At 69.9% G+C, this 22121-nt stretch carries 24 protein-coding genes; 18 read left to right on the forward strand and 6 right to left on the reverse strand.

Features of this window, described 5'->3' with window-relative positions; translation table 11 throughout:
- Window positions 1-463, reverse strand: a 463-nt coding sequence (locus BFN01_RS08795; RefSeq protein ID WP_143187206.1) for an MFS transporter, incomplete at its 3' end; no start/stop codon positions are given.
- 133 nt (window positions 464-596) lie between these two features.
- On the opposite strand from BFN01_RS08795, the gene prfB reads away from it, so the two are divergent.
- A complete protein-coding gene (gene prfB / locus BFN01_RS08800) occupies window positions 597-1706 on the forward strand; it encodes a peptide chain release factor 2 (protein WP_071643603.1) in 1110 nt (369 codons plus the stop codon).
- 65 nt (window positions 1707-1771) lie between these two features.
- On the opposite strand, the gene BFN01_RS15205 is transcribed toward prfB, so the two are convergent.
- Window positions 1772-2818 carry a DUF2510 domain-containing protein gene (locus BFN01_RS15205; RefSeq protein WP_071643604.1) on the reverse strand — a complete coding sequence of 349 codons (1047 nt, stop codon included), beginning with the start codon at window positions 2816-2818 and terminating at the stop codon, window positions 1772-1774.
- Between the two features lie 162 nt (window positions 2819-2980).
- Here BFN01_RS15205 and ftsE point away from each other — a divergent pair, with 162 nt between their 5' ends.
- Genes ftsE through smpB form a run of 3 tightly spaced genes read left to right on the forward strand, consistent with a single transcriptional unit; the run spans window position 2981 to window position 5462 of the window.
- On the forward strand, window positions 2981-4015 hold the full coding sequence (gene ftsE, locus BFN01_RS08810; RefSeq protein WP_071643640.1) for a cell division ATP-binding protein FtsE: 1035 nt from the start codon (window positions 2981-2983) through the stop codon (window positions 4013-4015).
- Entirely contained in the window at window positions 4012-4926 is a 915-nt protein-coding gene (gene ftsX / locus BFN01_RS08815; RefSeq protein WP_071643605.1) for a permease-like cell division protein FtsX, read from the forward strand. Before ftsE ends, ftsX begins: the two co-directional genes overlap by 4 nt.
- 59 nt (window positions 4927-4985) lie before the next feature.
- The gene (gene smpB, locus BFN01_RS08820; RefSeq protein ID WP_071643606.1) at window positions 4986-5462 is read left to right on the forward strand and encodes an SsrA-binding protein SmpB; all 477 of its coding nucleotides are present in this window, start codon (window positions 4986-4988) and stop codon (window positions 5460-5462) included.
- A 3-nt stretch (window positions 5463-5465) separates the two neighbouring features.
- Here smpB and BFN01_RS08825 read toward each other — a convergent pair whose 3' ends face one another.
- Complete coding sequence (locus tag BFN01_RS08825; RefSeq protein WP_071643607.1) at window positions 5466-7319, reverse strand: prolyl oligopeptidase family serine peptidase; 1854 nt, start codon at window positions 7317-7319, stop codon at window positions 5466-5468.
- Between the two features lie 118 nt (window positions 7320-7437).
- On the opposite strand from BFN01_RS08825, the gene BFN01_RS08830 reads away from it, so the two are divergent.
- Both BFN01_RS08830 and metE read left to right on the forward strand, forming a co-directional pair.
- Complete coding sequence (locus BFN01_RS08830; protein ID WP_071643608.1) at window positions 7438-8388, forward strand: methylenetetrahydrofolate reductase; 951 nt, start codon at window positions 7438-7440, stop codon at window positions 8386-8388.
- A complete protein-coding gene (metE, locus tag BFN01_RS08835) occupies window positions 8385-10697 on the forward strand; it encodes a 5-methyltetrahydropteroyltriglutamate--homocysteine S-methyltransferase (protein ID WP_071643609.1) in 2313 nt (770 codons plus the stop codon). Before BFN01_RS08830 ends, metE begins: the two co-directional genes overlap by 4 nt.
- A 70-nt stretch (window positions 10698-10767) precedes the next feature.
- Here metE and lexA read toward each other — a convergent pair whose 3' ends face one another.
- Complete coding sequence (lexA, locus tag BFN01_RS08840) at window positions 10768-11454, reverse strand: transcriptional repressor LexA (protein WP_071643610.1); 687 nt, start codon at window positions 11452-11454, stop codon at window positions 10768-10770.
- A gap of 305 nt (window positions 11455-11759) precedes the next feature.
- Here lexA and BFN01_RS08845 point away from each other — a divergent pair, with 305 nt between their 5' ends.
- Genes BFN01_RS08845 through hisH form a run of 4 tightly spaced genes read left to right on the forward strand, consistent with a single transcriptional unit; the run spans window position 11760 to window position 14517 of the window.
- Complete coding sequence (locus tag BFN01_RS08845; RefSeq protein ID WP_071643611.1) at window positions 11760-12152, forward strand: LysM peptidoglycan-binding domain-containing protein; 393 nt, start codon at window positions 11760-11762, stop codon at window positions 12150-12152.
- A 45-nt stretch (window positions 12153-12197) separates the two neighbouring features.
- Window positions 12198-13289 (forward strand): histidinol-phosphate transaminase, encoded by a 1092-nt coding sequence (locus tag BFN01_RS08850; protein WP_071643612.1) that lies wholly within the window; start codon window positions 12198-12200, stop codon window positions 13287-13289.
- Entirely contained in the window at window positions 13286-13888 is a 603-nt protein-coding gene (gene hisB / locus BFN01_RS08855) for an imidazoleglycerol-phosphate dehydratase HisB (protein WP_071643613.1), read from the forward strand. The genes BFN01_RS08850 and hisB overlap by 4 nt, the downstream gene beginning before the upstream one ends.
- A complete protein-coding gene (gene hisH, locus BFN01_RS08860) occupies window positions 13885-14517 on the forward strand; it encodes an imidazole glycerol phosphate synthase subunit HisH (RefSeq protein ID WP_071643614.1) in 633 nt (210 codons plus the stop codon). Before hisB ends, hisH begins: the two co-directional genes overlap by 4 nt.
- A 60-nt stretch (window positions 14518-14577) precedes the next feature.
- Here the strand turns inward: hisH and BFN01_RS08865 are convergent, their stop codons facing one another.
- On the reverse strand, window positions 14578-15720 hold the full coding sequence (locus BFN01_RS08865) for an AAA family ATPase (protein ID WP_083428739.1): 1143 nt from the start codon (window positions 15718-15720) through the stop codon (window positions 14578-14580).
- Window positions 15721-15917: 197 nt separating this feature from the next.
- Between BFN01_RS08865 and priA the strand changes: the two genes are divergently transcribed.
- Both priA and BFN01_RS08875 read left to right on the forward strand, forming a co-directional pair.
- Entirely contained in the window at window positions 15918-16664 is a 747-nt protein-coding gene (priA, locus tag BFN01_RS08870) for a bifunctional 1-(5-phosphoribosyl)-5-((5-phosphoribosylamino)methylideneamino)imidazole-4-carboxamide isomerase/phosphoribosylanthranilate isomerase PriA (protein WP_071643615.1), read from the forward strand.
- Window positions 16648-17445 (forward strand): SseB family protein, encoded by a 798-nt coding sequence (locus BFN01_RS08875; protein WP_071643616.1) that lies wholly within the window; start codon window positions 16648-16650, stop codon window positions 17443-17445. Before priA ends, BFN01_RS08875 begins: the two co-directional genes overlap by 17 nt.
- A 9-nt stretch (window positions 17446-17454) precedes the next feature.
- On the opposite strand, the gene BFN01_RS08880 is transcribed toward BFN01_RS08875, so the two are convergent.
- On the reverse strand, window positions 17455-17835 hold the full coding sequence (locus BFN01_RS08880; protein ID WP_371261013.1) for a DUF1844 domain-containing protein: 381 nt from the start codon (window positions 17833-17835) through the stop codon (window positions 17455-17457).
- A 250-nt stretch (window positions 17836-18085) separates the two neighbouring features.
- Between BFN01_RS08880 and infC the strand changes: the two genes are divergently transcribed.
- From infC to BFN01_RS08910, 6 genes are all read left to right on the forward strand, one after another.
- On the forward strand, window positions 18086-18709 hold the full coding sequence (gene infC / locus BFN01_RS08885; RefSeq protein WP_071643618.1) for a translation initiation factor IF-3: 624 nt from the start codon (window positions 18086-18088) through the stop codon (window positions 18707-18709).
- Between the two features lie 74 nt (window positions 18710-18783).
- Complete coding sequence (rpmI, locus tag BFN01_RS08890; protein ID WP_071643619.1) at window positions 18784-18978, forward strand: 50S ribosomal protein L35; 195 nt, start codon at window positions 18784-18786, stop codon at window positions 18976-18978.
- 31 nt (window positions 18979-19009) lie between these two features.
- On the forward strand, window positions 19010-19396 hold the full coding sequence (gene rplT / locus BFN01_RS08895; protein ID WP_071643620.1) for a 50S ribosomal protein L20: 387 nt from the start codon (window positions 19010-19012) through the stop codon (window positions 19394-19396).
- A gap of 76 nt (window positions 19397-19472) precedes the next feature.
- Window positions 19473-20279, forward strand: a complete 807-nt coding sequence (locus BFN01_RS08900; protein WP_071643621.1) for an RNA methyltransferase — start codon at window positions 19473-19475, stop codon at window positions 20277-20279.
- 110 nt (window positions 20280-20389) lie between these two features.
- Entirely contained in the window at window positions 20390-21139 is a 750-nt protein-coding gene (locus tag BFN01_RS08905) for an amino acid ABC transporter ATP-binding protein (protein WP_071643622.1), read from the forward strand.
- Window positions 21140-21179: 40 nt separating this feature from the next.
- Window positions 21180-22085, forward strand: coding sequence for a glutamate ABC transporter substrate-binding protein (locus BFN01_RS08910; protein ID WP_071643623.1), 906 nt, complete (start codon window positions 21180-21182; stop codon window positions 22083-22085).
- Window positions 22086-22121: the final 36 nt, after the last annotated feature.

Consider the following 22121-nt stretch of genomic DNA (forward strand, 5'->3'; position numbering starts at 1 on the left):
AGATGTGTATAAGAGACAGGGTCAGCTGGATCAGCGCGGCGGCGACGAACGGCCCGATGAAGACGCCGAAGCGGAAGCTGCCGCCCAGCAGCGACAGCGCCCTGGCGCGGAACCGCGGTGGCACCCGGGTCGTCATGAAGGCGTGCCTGGCCAGACCGAAGGCGGCGGCGCAGAAGCCCAGCACGAACACCGATGCGGCGAACAGTGCGAGGTGCTCGGCGAGCAGCATCCCGACGCCCGCGGCGATCGACAGCACACCTGCGACGACCATCGTGACCCGCTCGCCGACCTTCGCGACCAGCGCGCCGGCGGGCAGGTTGCCGCACAGCTGGCCGATCACGAGCGCAGCGGCCACGAGCGCCGCCAGCGACACGTCGGCGCCGAGTCGCGTCGCGATCACGGGGATCAGGGGGATGACCGCGCCCTCGCCCAGCGAGAAGAGCACCGTCGGCGCGTAGACCATAGGCCCGAACCGTCTCAGGACACCCGCCGCACTCTCGCTCACACCGCTCACGCTAGCCCGGCCCGCTGCCGCCGAACGGCAGGACATACCGCGGTCAGGGAAGCGCGTCCGCGGCGCGATAAGGTGGACTGCCATGTTCGAACTCGATCTCTCCGCCGACATACAGGCCCTGCGACACACCTTCGGCGACATCCGCGAGGTCGTCGACGTCACCTCCCTGCGCGAGGACATCGCGCGACTCAGCGAGGAAGCGGGCGCCCCCGACCTCTGGGACGATCCCGAGAAGGCGCAGAAGGTGACCAGCGCGCTCAGCCACAAGCAGGCCGACCTCAAGCGCATCACCGAGGTCGAGCGCCGACTCGACGACCTCGACGTCCTCATCGAACTCGCCAACGAGATGCAGGATGACGACTCCGCCGCCGAGGCGCGCGCCGAGCTCGACTCGCTCACGCAGACCATCAACCAGCTCGAGGTGCAGACGCTTCTGGACGGCGAGTACGACGATCGCAACGCGATCATCACCATCCGCTCGGGTGCCGGCGGCGACGACGCCACCGACTTCGCCGAGATGCTCATGCGCATGTACCTGCGCTGGGCCGAGCAGCACGGCTACCCGGTGAAGGTGATGGACACCTCGTACGCCGAGGGCGCCGGCATCAAGTCGGCGACGTTCGAGATCACCGCCCCCTACGCGTTCGGCACGCTGTCGGTCGAGGCCGGCACGCACCGACTGGCGCGGATCAGCCCGTTCGGTTCGGCCGACAAGCGGCAGACCTCGTTCGCCGCGGTCGAGGTCATCCCCCTCATGGAGGAGGCCACCGAGGTCGAGATCCCCGAGAACGACCTGCGCGTCGACGTGTTCCGGTCCTCCGGTCCGGGCGGGCAGTCGGTGAACACGACCGACTCGGCCGTGCGCCTGACCCACCTTCCCACCGGCATCGTCATCTCGATGCAGAACGAGAAGTCGCAGATCCAGAACCGTGCGGCCGCCATGCGTCTGCTGCAGACCCGCCTGCTGCTGCTGCAGCGGGAGCAGGAGGCGGCGAAGAAGAAGGAGCTCGCGGGCAACATCACCGCCAGCTGGGGCGATCAGATGCGCTCGTACTTCCTCTACGGCCAGCAGCTGGTCAAGGACCTGCGCACCGGCCACGAGTCCGGCAACCCGGCCAGCGTCTTCGACGGAGACCTCGACGACTTCATCTCGGCGGGCATCCGCTGGCGCAAGCGCAAGGAAGAGGACTGATCCTCGCCTGACATGAAGACGGGCCCGGGAGCGCTGCTCCCGGGCCCGTCTTCGTCACTGCGGCGTCATTGGCTGCACGTGCCCGCCGCCTCGGCGAACGTCGACGCGAAGTCCAGTCCGTCCGCCGGATCGGTGAAGTCCGTGCTGCCGGCGGCGACCATCTGCAGGGCCTCATCGCTCATCTCCGACGCGTAGAACGCGTCACCCAGGCAGAGCAGGAGATCATCGGGGAAGCCGCCCGCACCGGACTCGTCGACGATCGTCTCCAGTCCCGTCGCCAGCTCCTGCGCCGACGGGCGCTCGCCGCCGGCATCGGGCGCGGTCGTCTCCTCGTCGTAGGGCTCGTCCGATGCGTACGGCTCGTCGGTGGCGTACGGGTCGTCGGAAGACTCCCATGAGTTATCGGCGAGGGTCGTGAAGAGGGTGACGCTGAGCACGATCGTGGCGACGATGCCCATCACGATCGACAGGACCAGACCGGCGATGCCCGGCCACTTCGCGGTGTTCTTGATGAACAGCGCGATGATCGACACGACGAACGCGCCGAAGAGCAGGAACGATCCGATGCCGAAGGTGATGAGACCAGGGACGCAGGCGATGATGCCGCCGATGACCGCGAGCCCGAGGCCGACGTATCCGAGCACGGGGGTCTTGCGCGGTCCGGCATCGGGTGCCGGGTAGGCGCCGCCGTACCCTGCCGCGCCGCCGTAGGGTGCGGGTGCGGCGTAGGCGTTCTGCGCATCGCCGCCGCCGGCGCCGGGATAGCCCTGCTGACCGTAGCCGCCCTGGCCGTACGCATTCTGGCCGTACGCGTCCTGGCCGTACGCCGGCGCGTCGCCGAACCCGCTCTGCGGATAGCCGTCCGGCGTGACCGCGGGGTAGGCCTCGGTCGGCTGGGTGGCCTCGGTCGCGCCCGGCGCGACCGGCGGGATGTATTCGCTGTGCGGCTCGCCGGATGCACCGGCATCCGGCGTCACGTCGTCACCCGCAGTCGACTCCGACGGCGCGGCTGCCGGGCTGCTCTCCGGGGCGTAGTGCTCGGTCCACTGCTCGCCGTCCCACCAGCGCTGGCGCCCCGATCCGTCGTCATACCATCCTGCGGGAACGCTCATGGCCTTCTCCTCGTCTTCGTCTGCGCCGTCGGCCGGAGCCGCGCGACCTGCTCTCGTGACGCATGCGCGCCCTTACGTGTATATCAGTCGCGGTCGACGGGAACGGCCCGGGGGAGTGTCGCTGGCAGCGCTGGCCCGGCCCGCGCCTAGGCTCGTATGGCCATGATCCGGTTCGAGAACGTCACAAAGCGCTATCGCGGCACGAAGCGCCCCGCACTGTCAGAAGTCGACTTCAACGTCGACGCGGGGGAGTTCGTCTTCCTCGTCGGAGCCTCCGGCTCCGGCAAGTCGACGTGCCTGCGGCTGATCCTCCGAGAGGACGTCCCCTCCGCCGGCCGCGTGGCCGTGCTCGGCCGCGACCTCCGCTCACTCGCCAACCGCAAGGTGCCGTATTTCCGGCGCCACATCGGATCGGTGTTCCAGGACTTCCGTCTGCTGCCGTCGAAGACGGTCGCGCAGAACGTGGCGTTCTCGCTTCAGGTGATCGGCTCGTCGCGCGGTTTCATCCAGCAGGCGGTGCCCGAGGCGCTCGCGCTGGTGGGTCTCGACGGCAAGGCGAAGCGGATGCCGCACGAGCTCTCCGGCGGCGAGCAGCAGCGCGTCGCGATCGCGCGGGCCATCGTCAACCGGCCGAAGGTTCTGCTCGCCGACGAGCCCACCGGAAACCTCGACCCGGCGACGTCGGTGGGCATCATGCAGCTGCTGACCCGCATCAACGCCGGCGGCACGACGGTGGTCATGGCGACGCACGAGGCGGCGTTCGTCGACCAGATGCAGCGACGTGTCATCGAGCTCAAGGGCGGGGAGATGGTCCGCGACGAGGTGGGCGGCGGCTACGGCGACACCTCCAGCATCCCGCGCCTCACGCCGGAGGCCGTGCCAGGGGCTGCGGCCGCCGCGGCGCTCACCGCGGTGCAGGAGATCCAGCGCGAGACGATCACCGGCGTCGTGCCGACGCCCCCGGTCGAGCAGCCGGCGACCGCCCGTCCGGCAGCCGCTCAGGATGCCGTGGAGCCGAGCGCGCAGGGTGCCCCGTGGCCGCCCGCCGTGGCCACCCCGCCCGAGGAGCGGGCGACGGCCGCGGTTCCGCGAACCACCCCGATAGTGATCCCGGAGGTGGAGGTCGCCGAACTCGGCATGGCCGACCGGCTCGGCCTCTCGCGTGACGACGACGAGGAAGTGGGCCCGACCTCATGAACTTCGGACTCATCGTCGGCGAGGCCCTGATCGGCCTCCGCCGCAACATCTCCATGGTCATCTCGGTGGTCCTGGTGACCTTCGTCTCGCTGACGTTCGTCGGCGCGGCCATCCTCATGCAGACGCAGATCCAGACGATGCGCGGCTACTGGGGTGAGAAGGCGGAGGTCACCATCTACATGTGCTCGCCGCTGTCGACGTCGCAGAACTGCACGTCGGATCAGGCGACCGAGGAGCAGATCGCCACGGTCAAGGACGATCTCGCGGGGCCCGCGCTGAAACCGCTGATCAGAGAGGTCGCCTTCGACGACAAGGAGACGACGTACCAGAACTGGGTCGAGCGCTTCGGCGAGGAGCAGGCGAACGCGTTCGGCGTCGAGAACATGGGCGTGGCGTTCCGCGTGACCATGAAGGATCCGCAGCAGTCGCGCGTGCTCACCGAGGCGTTCTCGGGAGTCGCCGGCGTCGACGAGGTGCAGGATCAGCGTCGACTGCTCGATCCGCTGTTCTCCGCGCTCACCGTCGCGACGTACATCGCGGTCGGTGTCGCGGCCCTCATGCTGATCGCCGCCGTGCTGCTCATCGCCACGACCATCCGGCTCTCGGCGTACGCGCGCCGGAAGGAGATCGGCATCATGCGCCTGGTCGGCGCGTCGAATCGATCGATCCAGACGCCGTTCGTGCTCGAGGGCGTCTTCGCCGCGTTCCTCGGATCGGTGTTCGCCAGCGCGGCTGTGCTGGCGGGAGTGAAGTTCGGCGTCGAGGGATACCTCGCCGAGCGGGTGCCGTTCATGCGCCCGCTGGTCGACATGCAGGACGCCGTCTTCGTCGTGCCCGTGCTCATCGGCATCGGCGTCGTGCTGGCGGCCCTGTCGGCCGGCTTCGCGATCCGGCGGTGGCTGCGCACCTGACCCGTCGAGGGGTGCGGTAACCGATAGGGTTGAGGGCTGTCTGTCGTCAGGAGAAGAACATGCCCAGGGAACGCGGGGAGAAGGTCGTCGCGACCAACCGACGCGCGCGTCACGATTACAACCTCGAGAAGTCATACGAGGCGGGTCTGGTGCTCACCGGCACCGAGGTCAAGTCCCTGCGCCAGGGGCGCGCGAACCTCAGCGACGGCTACGCGTACGTGAAGGGCGGTGAAGCTTTCCTCGACGCGGTGCACATCCCGGAGTACTCCCAGGGGCACTGGACGAACCACTCCGCCAAGCGCATCCGCAAGCTGCTGCTGCACAAGGACGAGATCCGCAAGCTCGAGCACGCCGTCTCCGCGGGCGGCTACACCCTCATCCCGCTGAAGCTGTACTTCTCGGACGGCCGCGCGAAGGTCGAGATCGCACTCGCGAAGGGCAAGAAGGAGTACGACAAGCGGCAGACCCTGCGCGAGCGCCAGGACACGCGCGAGGCCGAGCGCGCCATGCGCCTGCGCAACCGCGTGGGGGAGTAGCGGCTACCGCGCGGCGTCGAACCCGAACGTCCGACCCAGGAAGCCCAGTTCGGCCTCGAGCGACGCGATGATGGTCTCCGCCGCGCGGAAGCCGTGGCCCTCGCCCTCGAACAGCAGGTACTCGTGCGGCACGCCCCTGGCGGCGAGGGCGTCGCGGATCGCCTCCGACTGCGAGGGCGGCACCACCCGGTCGTCCGAACCCTGCTGCAGCAGCACCGGCACGTCGATCCGGTCGGCGTGCGAGAGCGGCGACCGCTCGATGTACACGCTCTCCGCCTCGGGCAGCGGCCCGACCAGACCGTCGATGTAGTGCGCCTCGAAATCGTGGGTCTCGGCTGCCAGCATCCGCAGATCCGCCACGCCGTATCTCGAGATGCCCGCGGTGAAGGTGCCGCCGCGCACCAGCGCGCAGAGCACCGTCCACCCTCCGGCGGAGCCGCCGCGGATGGCGATGCGGGCGGGGTCGGCCAGACCCGATTCGGCCATGCCGCGTGCTGCGGCGATGACGTCGTCGACGTCGACGATGCCCCACTGCCCGTCGAGGCGCTCGCGGTAGGCGCGGCCGTAGCCCGTCGAGCCGCCGTAGTTCACGTCGAGCACGCCGATGCCGCGGCTGGTCCAGTACGCGTACGCCGTGGATGCCGCGCCCGAGACGTGCGCGGTGGGGCCGCCGTGCACCATGACGATGTACGGCGGCAGATCGCCCTCGGGCGCTGAGACGTCGGGGTTCGTCGGCGGATAGTCGAAGGCGTGCACCGGGCCGTGCGGACCGCGGAAGGTCACCGGGCGCGCGCGGGGGATCCACCGGGCATCCGCCGCGTCGCCCCCCGTGACGGTGGTGATGGTGCCGTCGTCCAGGTCGACGCACCACAGCCCCGCCCCGACCGCCCGCCCCGCGCCCGAGATGAGCACGCGAGCGCCGCGCGCGTCGTCGATGCTCGCGCCGGCCGTGATCGGCAGCGTGAGCAGCTCGATGGCGTCGCCGTCAGGGGAGATCAGCACGATCTCGTCGGCCCCGTTCGTGCGCACCGCCACGACACGGCCGTCGTCGAGAGGCTGGTACCAGCGGTTGCCGAGCACCCAGAGGCCGCCGCCCGTGTCGGCGTCGGCGGGTGCCACCGGCTTTGCGGTGTCGCCGACGCGCAGCCGCTGCAGGTTCCACCGGCCTGATGGATCATCGAGGTAGAGCAGCTCGTCGTCGCTCACCCACTCCGGCTGCAGGGCGGCACGGGTCGGCGTCGACGCGAGCGCGTCGCCGTCGACCGACGCCACGTGCAGCAGCGCCTGCTCCCAGGGCATCCGGACGGTGCTCCACTGCACCCAGGCGAGACGCTGTCCATCGGGTGAGAGGGCGGGATGCGCGACGAAGCCACTCGTCGAGACGAGGGTGCGCACAGCCGACTCGTCATCGGCCGCGGCGCCGTCGAGGGGGACCTCCACGATCGCGCGCACGTGCTGCTCGGGGCGAAGATCCTCCTGCACCGCGAGCAGCCGTCCTCGCTGCAGCCGCAGTCCGCCGTATGAAGGTCCGGCCGCGGTCAGCGGCTCGGGAGCGCCGCCGGGCGACATCCGGTGGATCCGCTGGTCTGCGCCGTGCACGAAGTACAGGGTGCCCTCGGCATCGGCGGTCCACGACCCGCCGCCGTACTCGTGCACGCGGGAACGCGCGTTCCACGGCGCGGGGAGGATCTGGTCGCCGCTCGAGCTGCGCACCGTCACCCGGCCGCCCTCGGCGGGAACGGATTCGCCCCACCACACCTCGTCGCCGACGAAGCGTGCTCCGTCGATGCGGGGGGATGCCTGCGCGATCATCTGAGCGGTGAACGGGGAGGGCCACGAGCCGTGCGGTGCGGTCATGCATCGAGCCTAGCCAGACCCGCAGGTGACACACGGCGTCACAGAGTGTGCGCCGCGGCGAGGGGCTGTCCTACCGTCTGAGAACACCCCGCAGACCGAGCCTCGAAGGAGAACCGCCGTGAGCAGCATCCCGTTCTCCTTCGAGCTGTATCCGCCGCGCACCGCCGAGAGCACCAGGGCGCTGCATGACACGATCGACCGGCTCGCCGAGGCGGGACCTGACTTCATCTCGGTCACCTACGGCGCGGGCGGCGCGACCGGCGGTCGCTCGCTCGAGGTGCTGCGATACATCCGCGCGCACACCGACACCGAGCCGCTCGCGCACCTCACGTGTGTGGGCAACACCTATGCGGGTGCCGCCCGTCTGATCCGCGAGTTCCTGGATGCCGGCGTGCTCAGCTTCCTCGCGCTGCGCGGCGACCCGCCCGCGGGTCAGAGCGAGGACGACGTGTTCCTCGGCGACCTCGAGAGCTCGGCTCAACTCGTGCAGCTGATCGACCGCGTGCAGGCGGAGCGGGCCCCGTACGAGGAGTCCCCGGTGCGCGGCAACCCCGGCGCCGTGCGCGTCGCGCCGCGCCGTCGGGTGAACATCGCCGTCGCCGCCTTCCCCAACGGCCACCCGCGCTCGGCGTACAGCAGCCAGCACGTCGACGCGCTGCTCGCGAAGCAGGCGGCCGGGGCGACGGTCGCGATCACGCAGCTGTTCTTCCACCCCGATCACTATCTCGCGTTCGTCGAACGCGCCCGCCGCGCCGGGGTGGCGATCCCGATCCTCCCCGGCATCATGCCGATCACCTCGCCCGCGCGTCTGGCGCGGGTGCTCGAGCTGACCGGCGAGGAGCTTCCGAGCGAGCTCGCCATCGAGCTCGAGGTCGAGCCGACCACCGAGGGGCGCCGCCGGATCGGCATCCGCTGGGCCGCCGACCTGATCCGCGCCGTCGTCGACGGCGGCGCGCCCGGTGTGCACCTGTACGCGTTCAACCAGCACGAGACCGTGCTCGACGTCCTCCGCCTCGCCGGGATCATCCCGCAGCGCCAGCTCTCCGCAGCATCGAAAGGAACACCATGACCGCTTTCCCCGCAGGGACGATCCTCGGCTACCCGCGCATCGGCCGGCGCCGCGAGCTGAAGAAGGCCGTCGAGTCCTTCTGGGCGGGCCGCTCCGACCAGACGGCTCTCGAGCGCACGGCCGCCGAGCTGCGCGCCACGACGCGTGCGCGTCTCGCCGAACTCGGTCTCGGCCGTGATGACTCGTCGATCCCCGAGTCGTTCTCGTTCTACGACCAGGTGCTCGACGCCGCCGTCACCGTGGGTGCGATCCCGACGCGCTTCGACGACCTCCGTGACGCCGACGGCAGCATCGGACTCGGCGCCTACTTCACCGTCGCCCGAGGCGAGGGCGATCGCGCACCGCTCGAGATGACCAAGTGGTTCGACTCGAACTACCACTACCTCGTCCCCGAGATCGGCCCCGAGACGGTCTTCTCCCTCGCCAGCGAGCACCTCGTGCAGCAGGTCGCGGAGGCCGCGGCCGCCGGATACGTCACCCGCCCGGTGGTCGTCGGACCGGTCACCCTGCTCGCCCTGGCGAAGGCGTCGGATGACGCGCCCGAGGGCTTCGATCCGCTCAGCCGCCTCGAGGACGTGCTGCCGGTCTACGCCGAGCTGCTCGCCAAGCTGAAGGCAGCCGGCGCCGCGTGGGTGCAGCTCGACGAGCCGGCGCTGGTGAGCGAGTCGCTGCCGGTCGGCACCGCCGCGCTCGCCGACGCCGCCGCCCGCGCCCTCGCCGTGCTCGGCGGCGCCGGCGAGCGACCGCAGATCTTCGTGGCCGCGCCCTACGCCGCTCTCGGCACGACGCTCGACGTGCTGGCGACCGCACCCGTCGAGGCCATCGGCATCGACCTGGTCCGCGGCGAGGTGCCCGCAGCGCTCCCCGCGCTCGAGGGCAAGACCCTCGTCGGCGGCGTCATCGACGGACACAACATCTGGCGCGGCGACCTCGACGCGGCGTTCGCGAAGCTCGAGGCGCTGCGCGACCTCGGGGCGTCCCACATCTCGGCGTCCACCTCGACCTCGCTGCTGCACGTGCCGCACGACGTCGACGACGAGACGGCGCTGGACCCGCGTCTCGTCTCCTGGCTCGCCTTCGCCGACCAGAAGGTCGGCCAGGTCGTCACCCTCGCCGAAGGACTGGCCCAGGGGCGGGATGCCATCACCGACGCGCTGGATGCCGCGTCCGCGGCCCTCGCCGACCGGCATGACGCACCCGGCGTGCGCGACGGAGCCGTGCGCGGCCATGAGGTCTCCGAGACGGAGTTCTCGCGCGTCTCGTATGCCGAGCGCGAGAGCGCGCAGCAGGCGCTGAACCTGCCGGCGCTGCCGCTGACGACGATCGGCTCGTTCCCGCAGACCGGCGACATCCGCAGGGCTCGTGCGCAGTTCCTGCGCGGCGAGCTGCCCGCCGACGACTACGACGACTTCCTGCGCCGGGAGATCGACCAGGTCGTCGCCCTGCAGGAGGAGCTGGGCCTCGACGTGCTCGTGCACGGCGAGCCGGAGCGCAACGACATGGTGCAGTACTTCGCCGAGCACCTCGACGGGTTCGCCGTCACCCAGCACGGCTGGGTGCAGTCGTACGGCTCGCGCGCCACCCGGCCCTCGATCCTCTGGGGAGACGTGTCGCGCCCTGCGCCGATCACCGTCTCGTGGGCGTCGTACGCGCAGTCGCTGAGCGCGAAGCCGGTCAAGGGCATGCTCACCGGCCCCGTGACGATCCTGGCCTGGTCGTTCGTGCGCGACGACCAGCCGCTCGGCGAGACGGCCAACCAGGTCGCGCTCGCCCTGCGCGACGAGATCACCGACCTCGAGGCCGCCGGAATCGCGATCATCCAGGTCGACGAGCCGGCGCTGCGCGAGCTGCTGCCGCTGAAGGCGGCCGATCAGGCGGACTACCTCGACTGGTCGGTGCGCTCGTTCCGGCTCGCGACCGGCGGCGCCGCCGCCGGAACGCAGATCCACACGCACCTCTGCTACTCGGAGTTCGGTGTCGTGATCGACGCGATCCGCGCCCTCGACGCCGACGTCACCTCGATCGAGGCCGCGCGCAGCCGCATGGAGGTCGTCGCCGACATCGCGCGATTCGGCTTCGACCACGGTGTCGGCCCCGGCGTCTACGACATCCACTCGCCGCGTGTGCCCAGCGTCGAGGAGATCGAGGCGCTGCTGTGTCGCGCCGTCGACGAGCTGCCGCTGCGCCAGCTGTGGGTGAACCCCGACTGCGGCCTGAAGACCCGTGCGTACGAGGAGACGGTGGAGTCGCTGCGCAACATCGTCGAGGCGACCAGGCGCGTCCGCGAGGACGTCGCGGTCACCGTCTGAGCACCGCCCACGACGAAGAGGCGCCCCTTCCCGACCGGGAAGGGGCGCCTCTTCGTTCGCGAGGGCTCGCTCAGACCGAGCGCAGCACCGCCACGACCTTTCCGAGCACGACCGCCTCGTCGCCGAGGATGGGCTCGAAAGCCGAGTTGCGCGGCAGCAGCCAGGTGTGCCCGTCTCGGCGGCGGAAGGTCTTCACCGTCGCCTCCCCGTCGATCATGGCGGCGACGATCTCGCCGTTCTCGGCGTTGTTCTGCGTGCGCACGACCACCCAGTCGCCGTCGCAGATCGCCGCATCGATCATCGACTCTCCGTTGACCTTCAGCATGAACAGGTCGCCCTTGCCGACGAGCTGCCTCGGCAGCGGGAAGATCTCCTCCACCTGCTGGTCTGCCGTGATCGGCACGCCGGCGGCGATCTGACCGACGAGCGGCACCAGCGCGGCATCGCCGACCGACGGGGCGGTGTCTGCGGGGTTCTCGGCTCCGCTGCCGGGCAGATCGATCAGCACCTCCATGGCGCGGGTCTTGCCCGGGTCGCGGCGGAGGTAGCCGCTCAGCTCGAGCTGCCCGAGCTGGTGGGTGACGCTCGAGAGTGACTTCAGCCCCACCGCGTCGCCGATCTCGCGCATGCTCGGCGGGTAGCCGTGACGCGCGATCGAGCTCTGGATCACCTCGAGGATCGCCATCTGCTTGGGGCTCAGGCTCTTGCGGCGCCGCGTGCGGGGAGCCTCGGCTGCGGTCTCGGGGTTGTCGCTCATGGGTGCTCCTTCATGCCCTCACACGGTGCAGATCCGCGTCTTCGCGGGGATGCGGTTCGAATGTCGGTGGCCCATGGTGGGCTGACTTCATCGAAACCGTATCCGAGTTCGCTCGGAAAACGGAAGATCTGTTCGAGCGTGTCGCAGAACCGCGGGCGCTGTATTCGAAGAATTCTTGACAGATGTTCGATATCGAAGATAGATTCGGAACGTAGCTTCGCATCCGGCATCCCCGGCCGGATGCCGGATGCGAAAGCTGCACCACTTCCGCCCGATGGGCGGAGGAGAGCGAAGAGGAGCATCGCATGAGCACCATCAGCATCCAGGCCCCCCTGACCGCGTCGGTCACGGCCGCTGCCCGGCGTTCTGTCCCGACCCGGCTGCGCCTCACCGTGCGCGGTCGTCGTCTGCTCGCCACCCTCGCCGCCGCGCCGGTCATCGCCGGCATCGCGGTCTCTCTGCTGGCCGGCGGCTCCGCCATCGCGTCCGGCCAGAGCGCACCCGTCGCGTTCGAGACGGTGACGGTGCTGCCCGGTGACACCCTCTGGTCGATCGCCGCTGAGGCCGCTCCCGGCTCCGACCCGCGCGAGGTCATCGATGACATCAGGCGTCTCAACAACCTCCCCTCCGGCATGATCCAGGCGGGTGCGTCGATCGCGATCCCGACCGCCTACTCCGAGACCGCGCCCGCCGAGTGAGAGTGCGCCGTCATCCGAGGCGGTGGGTGCGATGCGCGGCCTACGATGGAGCATGTGACATCCCTCGATGAGCTGCCCCTCCGCGACGATCTGCGCGGGCTCACGCCGTACGGCGCCCCGCAGGCGCCGCTTCCCGTCGCTCTGAACGTCAACGAGAACACGCATCCGGTTCCCGACGAGGTCGCCAGCGACATCCTCGACGACGTCGCCCTCGCCCTGCGCGATGTCAACCGCTACCCGGACCGCGAGTTCACCGCGCTGCGGGAAGGGTTCGCCGAGTACCTCGGTCACGGTCTCACGGCCGAGCAGATCTGGGCTGGCAACGGCTCGAACGAGGTGCTGCAGCACATCATGCAGGCCTTCGCCGGCCCCGGCCGCACGGCGTTCGGGTTCGCACCCACCTACTCGATGTACCCGCTGATCACGCAGGGCACCGGCGCACGGTGGGTCGCCGGCACGCGCCACGACGACTTCACCATCGACCCCGACGATGCCGCCAGACAGGTCGCCGAGGCCGACCCGGACGTCATCCTGCTGTGCACCCCGAACAACCCGACCGGCACGCCGCTGGGACTCGACGTCATCGAGGCCGTCTATGAGGCGGCCCGCGGTGTCGTGGTCGTCGACGAGGCGTATCAGGAGTTCGCCCCGCATGACGCGCCCTCCGCGCTGAGCCTGCTGCACGGTCGCCCGCGTCTCGCGGTGTCGCGCACGATGAGCAAGGCCTTCGCCTTCGCCGGAGCTCGGGTCGGGTACCTGGCCGCCGATCCGGCGTTCATCGACGCGCTGCGGCTCGTGCGCCTGCCGTACCACCTCAGCGCCCTCACGCAGGCCGCCGCCGTCGCGGCGCTGCGCAACTCCGCCACCATGCTGCGCATGGTCGATGAGATCGTCGAGCAGCGCGAGCGCATCTCGGCCACGCTCGAGGCCCTCGGGTACCGGCCGCACGCTTCGTGGTCGAACTTCGTCCTGTTCGGCGGAGTGGACGACCCCCAGGCCCTGTGGCGCGCACTGTACGACCGCGGAGTGCTCATCCGCGATGTCGGCATCCCGCATCACCTCCGGGTCTCCGCAGGCACCGAGGCCGAGACCACCGCATTCCTGGAAGCCCTCGCGTCGATTGGACCGTCAGCATGACCGAACGCACCGCCCGCCGCACCCGCAGCACCTCCGAGTCGACCGTCGAGGTCGTCGTCGACCTCGACGGCACCGGTCGCAGCGACATCGACACGAGCGTGCCGTTCTTCGACCACATGCTGACGGCCTTCGCCAAGCACTCGCTCACCGACCTCACCGTGCGCGCCACGGGAGACACGCACATCGACGCGCATCACACCGTCGAGGACATCTCGATCGTGCTCGGCCAGGCGATCCGCGAGGCACTGGGCGACAAGGCGGGCATCTCGCGCTACGGCGACGCCATGGTGCCTCTCGATGAGGCTCTCGCCCAAGCCGTGGTCGACATCTCCGGCCGCCCGTTCCTCGTGCACGACGGAGAGCCGGCCGGCTTCGAGTTCCACCTCATCGGCGGGCACTTCACCGGATCGCTCGTGCGCCACGTGTTCGAGGCGATCACCTTCAACGCCGGGCTCACCGTGCACGTGCGCGTGATCGGCGGACGCGACCCGCACCACATCGCCGAGGCCGAGTTCAAGGCATTCGCCCGTGCGTTCCGTCAGGCCAAGGCGCTCGACCCGCTCGTCGAGGGCATCCCCTCGACCAAGGGTGCGCTGTGACCACGCGCCGCGTCGTCGTCTTCGACTACGAGTCGGGCAACGTGCACTCGGCCGTCAAGGCGCTGGCCGCCGCGGGCGCCGAGGTGGAGCTCACTCGCGATCGCGACAGAGCGCTGGAGGCAGACGGCCTGCTCGTGCCCGGCGTCGGGGCCTTCGCCGCCGTGCGCGAGGCGCTGGTCGCACACGGCGGTGACGAGATCATCGACCGTCGCCTGGCCGGTGGGCGCCCGGTGCTCGGCATCTGCGTCGGCATGCAGGTGATGTTCGAACGCGGTGTCGAGCGCGGGCACCCCGCCGAGGGCCTGGGGGAGTGGCCGGGCACGGTCGCCGAGCTGCACGCCCCGGTGCTGCCGCACATGGGCTGGAACACCGTGGAGCCGGGGGAGGGCAGTGTGCTCTTCCGCGGCATCGAGCACGAGCGCTTCTACTTCCTGCACTCGTACGCCGCCACGTCGTGGGAGCTCGACGTCATCCCGCCGTTCCCGCAGCCCGCCGTGACGTGGGCGACCCACGGGGAGCGCTTCATCGCCGCGGTCGAGAACGGCCCGCTCTCCGCAACGCAGTTCCACCCCGAGAAGTCGGGACAGGCCGGCATCCGGCTGCTGCGCAACTGGGTCGAGTCGCTCTAGCGTCCGACGCGACCCGGAGCCCCGCACGGAGACCCGTGCGGGTGGTCCCGGTACGGGTGGTCAGAGGCCCCGCGCGACGGCTGCTCCCGCCGCCAGCCATGCGGTCTGGGAGGCCGGGGCGAGGGCGCCGAGGCGCAGGTGGCCGTCGACCATCTCATGATCGAACGGAATCGCGACCACCTCCCGTGCCAGGTCGCGGTAGCCGGTGACGACCTGGTCGACATCGGCCGGGGTCGCCTTGGGGTCCGCCTGAGTGACGACGACCACCGACTGACGGGCGAGCCGGGCGGATCGCTCGTCGCGGTCCTCGAGAGCCTCGAGCAGCAGCGCACCCGCCTCGGCGTGGTCGTCGCGCGTCGTGGTCGCCACGACGATCTGGTCGGCGTGGTCGATCATGCGCAGCCACATCGGGTCGGATTCGTCGTTCCCGGAGTCGATGATGATCAGCCGGTAGTACTTCGCCGCCACGGCGTGGATCGCGTCGATGTCTGCGGAGCGCAGCCGGTTCTCCTGAGCGAGCCGCATCGGCTTCGAGCGCAGCACGTCGTACTTCTCCCGCGCCTGGTGGTGCACGAAATGCGCGAGATCCGCCGACTGCGCGCCCGCGCCCAGCAGCCGATCGGCCTCGGGGAGCAGCTCGAACAGCGTGCGGTCGTGCGGGCCGGTGTCGGTGCGCCAGCCCAGGGTGCCGCGGGTCTGGTTGTTGTCCCAGGCGAGCACACCCGCGCCTCCGAAGCGCGCGAAGACGGCAGAGAGCAGCACGGTGGTCGGGGTCTTGCCCGCGCCGCCCTTGCCGTTCACCACAGCGATCGTGCGCGGGCCCGGCCAGTGCTGACTGACGAGCAGCTCGTCTTCGCGCACCGCGCGCTCTGCGGCACCGGGGGCGAGCGAGAATCCGATCCGGTTCAGCATGCCGCGCGCGCCGGTCCTGGCGGGCTCCTCGCGTCGCTCCTGCTGCAGGAACGACGGTCGCTCACGCTGCTCGCGCCGCGAGACGGGGGATGCGGGCGCGGATTCCGGTGCCGGAGCGGGCGCGGACGCGGCGGCGGACCCGCGATGATAACGCGGTGCCTCGACCGGGCCGTCGGACGCGACCAGCGGGACCTCGGACACCATCGACTCGGGCTCGGGTGCGGAACGCCGCGCAGCGCTCGTCCGCCGGCGCAGCGGACCTGCGCCGCTGTCGTTGTGCGCGTCGGCCATGCCTCGCGTCCCTTCGTGTCGATGTGCGCACAGGCGGGGCTGCCCGGCCGGTGCGCCTCCGATCGTACCGCCGGGGCCTGCGAGAACCCCACTTCACCGAGGCGCCGGACGTCACGTCATTTGAGACGACCCCCCTGCCCGGCTACTCTGATCTCTCGTGCCCGCTCGGGCCGCACCCACCCCCTTCGAAGGACGACATGAACGACTTCGCACAGTCCCCCTCGCTGATCCTGCTGCCCGCGGTCGATGTGGCCGGCGGCAAGGCGGTGCGCCTGACGCAGGGCGAGGCCGGCACCGAGACGAGCTACGGCGACCCCGTCGACGCGGCCGGCGAGTTCGTCGACGCCGGTGCTCAGTGGATCCACCTCGTCGACCTCGATGCGGCGTTCGGCCGCGGCAGCAACACTGCGATCCTGCGCAAGGTCATCAAGCAGTACCGCGGCGTGAGCATCGAGCTCTCCGGCGGCATCCGCGACGACGCGAGCCTCGACGCCGCGCTCGAGGCCGGTGCGACCCGCATCAACCTCGGCACGGCCGCCCTGGAGAACCCGGAGTGGTCGGCCGACGTCATCAGCCGATACGGCGAGGCGATCGCGGTCGGGCTCGACGTGCGCGGCACGACACTCGCCGCGCGCGGCTGGACGAAGGAGGGCGGTGACATCTGGGATGTGCTCGAGCGCCTCGAAGAGGCCGGCTGCAGCCGCTACGTCGTCACCGATGTCACGAAGGACGGCACCCTGCGCGGTCCGAACCTCGACCTGCTCCGCGAGATCACCTCGCGCACCCCGAAGCCGGTGATCGCGTCCGGCGGTGTCGCGACGCTCGACGACATCGCGGCGCTGCGTCAGCTCGTGCCCCTGGGCGTCGAGGGCGCGATCGTGGGCAAGGCGCTCTACGCCGGGAAGTTCACCCTCGCCGAGGCGCTGGATGTCGCCGGCGACTGACGACGCCTGCGACCACGGGCGGAGGAACCCGGGCGACTCGGCCGGCGTCCCGTGGGAGGGGCGGAGCTTCCAGGCGAACCCGCACGCCGCCGACGACGGCTCCGCCGACCCCGCCCTGCTCGCCGCCCTGCTGCGCTTCCGCGGCGGCTCGGGCTCGCAGGTCGAGGTGGTCGACGCCTTCCGCGATGCGCGCGTGCTCGTGCCCCTCATCGCCGAGAAGGGCGATGAGGGCGTGGGGCCGACCGGACTGACGGTCGACAAGACGCAGGAGCTCTCGATCGTCACGGTCGCCGCCCCCGACGGGCGTCGTGTGCAGCCGGTGTTCTCGTCGGTCGACACGATGCGACGCTGGGATGCCGCAGCCCGGCCGATCCCCGTGGAGGCGATCCGCGTGGCGCTGTCGGCGTCGAGCGAGCAGACGGACCTCATCATTCTCGACCCGGCATCCGAGACCGAGTTCGTCATCCGTCGCCCGGCGGTCTGGGCGATCGCCCAGGCTCAGCGCTGGGAGCCGAGCCACCTGTCGCCGGAGGTGTTCACCGCTCTGCGGGAGAGCATCGCTCACGAGCTGGCGGTCATCGACGTGTCGGTCGCGGCGGGGGATCCGGATGCCCGGATGCGCGGCGCGGAGCTCGTCGTCACCCTCGAGCTCGTCGACGGCCTGGAGCGCGAGACGCTGGACGCCGTGCTCGCGCGGCTCGCGCAGCGCTGGGCGGCCGATGACCGGATGGCCGTGCTGGTCGACTCGCTCACGGTGAAGCTGACGCGCTCCGCGGGCTGAGCGAGAAGCTCAGTTGACGGGGCCGGTCCACTTCTCGCCGGGTCCCTTGCCGATCGGGTCGGGGATCACGGACGCCTCGCGGAAGGCCAGCTGAAGTGAGCGCAGTCCGTCGCGCAGCGACCGGGCGTGCATGTCGCTGATCTCGGGCGCTCCGGCGGTGATGAGGCCGGCGAGGGCGTTGATGAGCTTGCGCGCCTCGTCGAGGTCGGTCTGCTCCTCGGGGGAGTCCGCCAGGCCCACCTTCACGGCCGCGGCGCTCATCAGGTGCACGGCGGTCGTCGTGATCACCTCGACGGCGGGAACGTCCGCGATGTCGCGCGTCGCGGCGCTCGCGGCGTGCTCCTGCTGCTCCCAGCGATCGTGGCGGTCATCGGGGTGCTCAGCGGGAATCGTCACTTCGGGATGCTTTCTGGTAGACTTCTGCGGGCTTCGGAGTGTCATGCTCCGATACGAAAGAGGATTCTGATCCCACCCGCGCTTGCCGTTCCAGGCTACCGGGTTCAGCACCCCGCCGGTTCCGGTGGAAAGGGTGTCACAAGCCGGTGTGTCTGACTGCACCGGCGGGTGGGGAGAACTCCGATTTCGCCCGAGATGCGACCTGCATCCCGGTGGCCGAGAACCCACGTCTTAGGAGCTCCGCATCAGCGATCCCCGTACCAATGAGCGCATCCGCGTCCCCGAGGTCCGCCTCGTCGGTCCCGCGGGTGAGCAGATCGGCGTTGTCCGCATCGAGGCAGCACTGCGTCTGGCCCAGGAGGCGGACCTCGACCTCGTCGAGGTGGCCCCCAACTCCAAGCCGCCCGTGGTCAAGATCATGGACTACGGCAAGTTCAAGTACGAGGCCGCGCAGAAGGCCAAGGAAGCGCGCCGCAACCAGGCGAACACCATCCTCAAAGAGGTCCGCTTCCGCCTGAAGATCGAGGCTCACGACTACACGACCAAGCTCAAGCGCGCCGAGGGCTTCCTCAAGGCCGGTGACAAGGTCAAGGCGATGATCCTGTTCCGCGGCCGCGAGCAGTCGCGTCCCGAGCAGGGCGTGCGTCTGCTGCGCAAGTTCGCCGAGGACGTCGCCGAGCTGGGCACCGTCGAGTCGAACCCCACCATCGACGGGCGCAACATGGTCATGGTCGTCGCCCCGCTGAAGAACAAGTCCGAGGCGAAGGCAGAGCAGAACGCCGTCCGCACCGCGAACAAGCAGGCCGCGCGCGACGCGAAGAACGGCCCGGGCACGGACTCCGAGGCGACCGACGAGTCCGAGGCGTAGCCCGCCCCCACAGCTCCCGCTTCCGAGCGGGTACCCACCGTCGCCCGCCAGGGCGCCACACGAAGGAAGAGAAGATGCCGAAGCAGAAGACCCACTCGGGTGCGAAGAAGCGCTTCAAGATCACCGGCAGCGGAAAGCTGAAGAAGCAGCAGGCCGGCATGCGCCACAACCTCGAGGTCAAGTCGAGCCGGCGCACCCGTCGCCTGAACCAGGACCAGGTCCTGTCCAAGGCAGACACCAAGGTCGCGAAGAAGCTTCTCGGTCGCTGACCGCGACGCCCGTACGAATAGGAATACGAAAATGGCAAGAGTCAAGCGCGCAGTCAACGCGCAGAAGAAGCGTCGCGTCATCCTCGAGCGCGCGTCCGGTTACCGTGGCCAGCGTTCGCGCCTGTACCGCAAGGCGAAGGAGCAGGTCACCCACTCGCTCGTCTACGCGTACCGCGACCGCCGCAAGCGCAAGGGCGACTTCCGTCGTCTGTGGATCCAGCGCATCAACGCCGCTGCCCGTCAGAACGGCATCACCTACAACCGCTTCATCCAGGGCCTCGGCCTCGCGGGTGTGCAGGTCGACCGCCGCATGCTGGCCGACCTGGCCGTGACCGACGCCGGCACCTTCACGGCACTCGTCGAGGTCGCGAAGAACGCTCTGCCCTCGGACGTCAACGCGCCGAAGGCCGCTGCCTGATCCGAGTGGTCTGCACGGGCGTCTCCCTCCGGGGAGGCGCCCGTTTCGCGTCTCCGCACCCCGGTAGACTGGCCGGGTGCTCGAGAACCCTCGCTCTCCCCGCGTCCGTGCCGTCGCCAAGCTGACCAAGCGCAGCGCCAGGGTCGAGACGGGACTCTTCCTGCTCGAGGGCCCGCAGTCGGTGCGCGAAGCGCTGCAGTACCTGCCGGACGCGATCGTCGAGCTGTTCGCGACTCCCACCGCGTGGGAGAAGCATGCCGACGTGCGCGCTCTCGCCGATGAGCGCGACGTCGAGGTCGAGTACGTCACCGAGGCGGTGCTCGCCGCCATGGCCGACACGGTGACCCCGCAGGGTCTGATCGCGGTCACACGCCAGACCCCGACGTCCGTGAAGGACATCTTCGCCGCCGAGCCGAAACTCATCGCGATCTGCGAGGAGGTCCGCGACCCCGGCAACCTCGGCACCATCATCCGCGCGGCGGACGCGGCAGGCGCGGATGCCGTGGTGCTCACCGGGCGCACCGTCGACCCGTACAACCCGAAGGTGGTGCGCTCGACGACCGGTTCTCTCTTCCACCTCCCCGTCTCCGTGGGGGGAGACCTCGACGATGTGATCCGCCGCGCCCACGCCGCGGGCATGAACGTCGTGGCCGCGGACGTGAAGGGCGACGACCTGCTCGCCGCGCGCGCCGACGGCGTGCTCGCGCAGCCCACCGCCTGGCTGTTCGGCAACGAGGCGCGCGGGCTGGATGACGATGCCCTCGCTCAGGCGGATCGGGCGCTGCGTCTGCCGATCTTCGGCCGCGCGGAATCGCTGAACCTGGCCACGGCCGCGAGCGTCTGCCTCTACGAGTCGGCGTTCGCGCAGCGCGCGGCCGACTGAGCTCCCGCCGGGCGATCTGGCCCGTGCGGGTCAGCCGAGACCCATCACGAATCGGTAAACCCGCGTGGGGTCTCCGCGACGGACGCGGCCTCTGGCCTAGTCTGTAACCCATGGCAGAGCGCAATGACGCCCTCGTGGTGGTCGAGAACGTCCAGAAGCACTACGGCGATTTCCATGCCCTGAAGGACATCGATCTGAAGGTCGACCGGGGCGAGGTGGTCGTCGTCATCGGTCCGTCCGGCTCGGGCAAGTCGACGCTGTGCCGCACGATCAACCGACTCGAGACGATCACGAGCGGCGAGATCCGCATCGACGGCAAGACGCTTCCCGCCGAGGGCAAGGGCCTCGCGAAGCTGCGCGCCGAGGTCGGCATGGTCTTCCAGTCCTTCAACCTCTTCGCGCATCTCACCATCCTCGAGAACGTCACCCTCGGGCCTATCAAGGTGCTCGGCAAGAGCAAGGCCGAGGCCGAGAAGGAGGCCATGGCGCTGCTCGAGCGCGTGGGCGTCGCGCAGCAGGCATCCAAGCTCCCTGCCCAGCTCTCCGGCGGCCAGCAGCAGCGCGTCGCGATCGCGCGCGCTCTCGCGATGCACCCGAAGGTGATGCTCTTCGACGAGCCGACCAGCGCGCTCGATCCGGAGATGATCAACGAGGTGCTCGACGTGATGGTCGGGCTCGCGAAAGAGGGCATGACGATGATCGTCGTGACCCACGAGATGGGCTTCGCGCGCAAGGCGGCCAACCGCGTCGTCTTCATGGCCGACGGCCAGATCGTCGAAGAGGCGGCACCGGAGGAGTTCTTCACCAACCCGAAGAGCACGCGCGCGAAGGACTTCCTGTCCAAGCTCCTCACCCACTGACCCCGCACCGAAACGCACCACAGCACAGAAGGAGACGCACATGCGACGCACACGAGCTCTCGCAGGGATCGGAATCGCCACGGCGGCGCTGCTGGCCCTCACCGGCTGCAACAGCGGCAGCCCCAGCAACCCGGGCGGCGGCGACGCCGGCGACGGCGGCGACACGCCGCTGTTCGAGGTCGCGAAGGACGTCACGCTCGACGGCAGCCCCACCTTCGACAAGATCGAGAAAGCCGACAAGGTGACCATCGGCGTCAAGGAGGACCAGCCCGGCCTCGGCTACCTCGACGCGACGACCGGTGAGCGCACCGGCTTCGACGTCGACATCGCCCGGTGGATCGCCGCCTCGCTCGGCTACGGCGAGGACAAGATCGAGTTCAAGCCGATCGCCTCCGCGAACCGCGAGCAGGCCATCGTCAACGGCGACATCGACTACTACGTCGGCACCTACTCGATCAACGACAAGCGCAAGGAGCAGATCGACTTCGCCGGCCCGTACTTCATCACCGGACAGGGTCTGCTCGTCGCGAAGGACGCACCGGAGGCGGACAAGCTCGAGGACTTCAACGGCAAGACCGTCTGCTCGGCCACCGGATCCACGCCGATCCAGAACATCAAGGCTAACTTCCCCGAGATCAAGACGCAGGAGTACGACCTGTACTCCGCATGCGTGCAGGACCTGATCGACGGCAAGGTCGACGCGGTCACCACCGACCAGGCCATCCTGATCGGCTACGCCGCCCAGTACCCGGACGAGGTCAAGGTCACCGGCGGACTGTTCACCGAGGAGCGCTACGGCGTCGGCCTCACCAAGGGCGATGACGCGCTGCGTGCGCACATCAACGACCTGTTCACCGAGAACAACGACATCTGGCAGGCCATCTTCGACAAGAACCTCGGCGACTCGGGGATCAAGGTCGAGCAGCCTGAGGTCGACGCGTACTGATCACCCTTCGGGGCGGCCCGCAACCGGGCCGCCCCG

It is taken from the genome of Microbacterium sp. AR7-10, from assembly GCF_001878835.1.
GTDB classification, from domain to species: domain Bacteria; phylum Actinomycetota; class Actinomycetes; order Actinomycetales; family Microbacteriaceae; genus Microbacterium; species Microbacterium commune.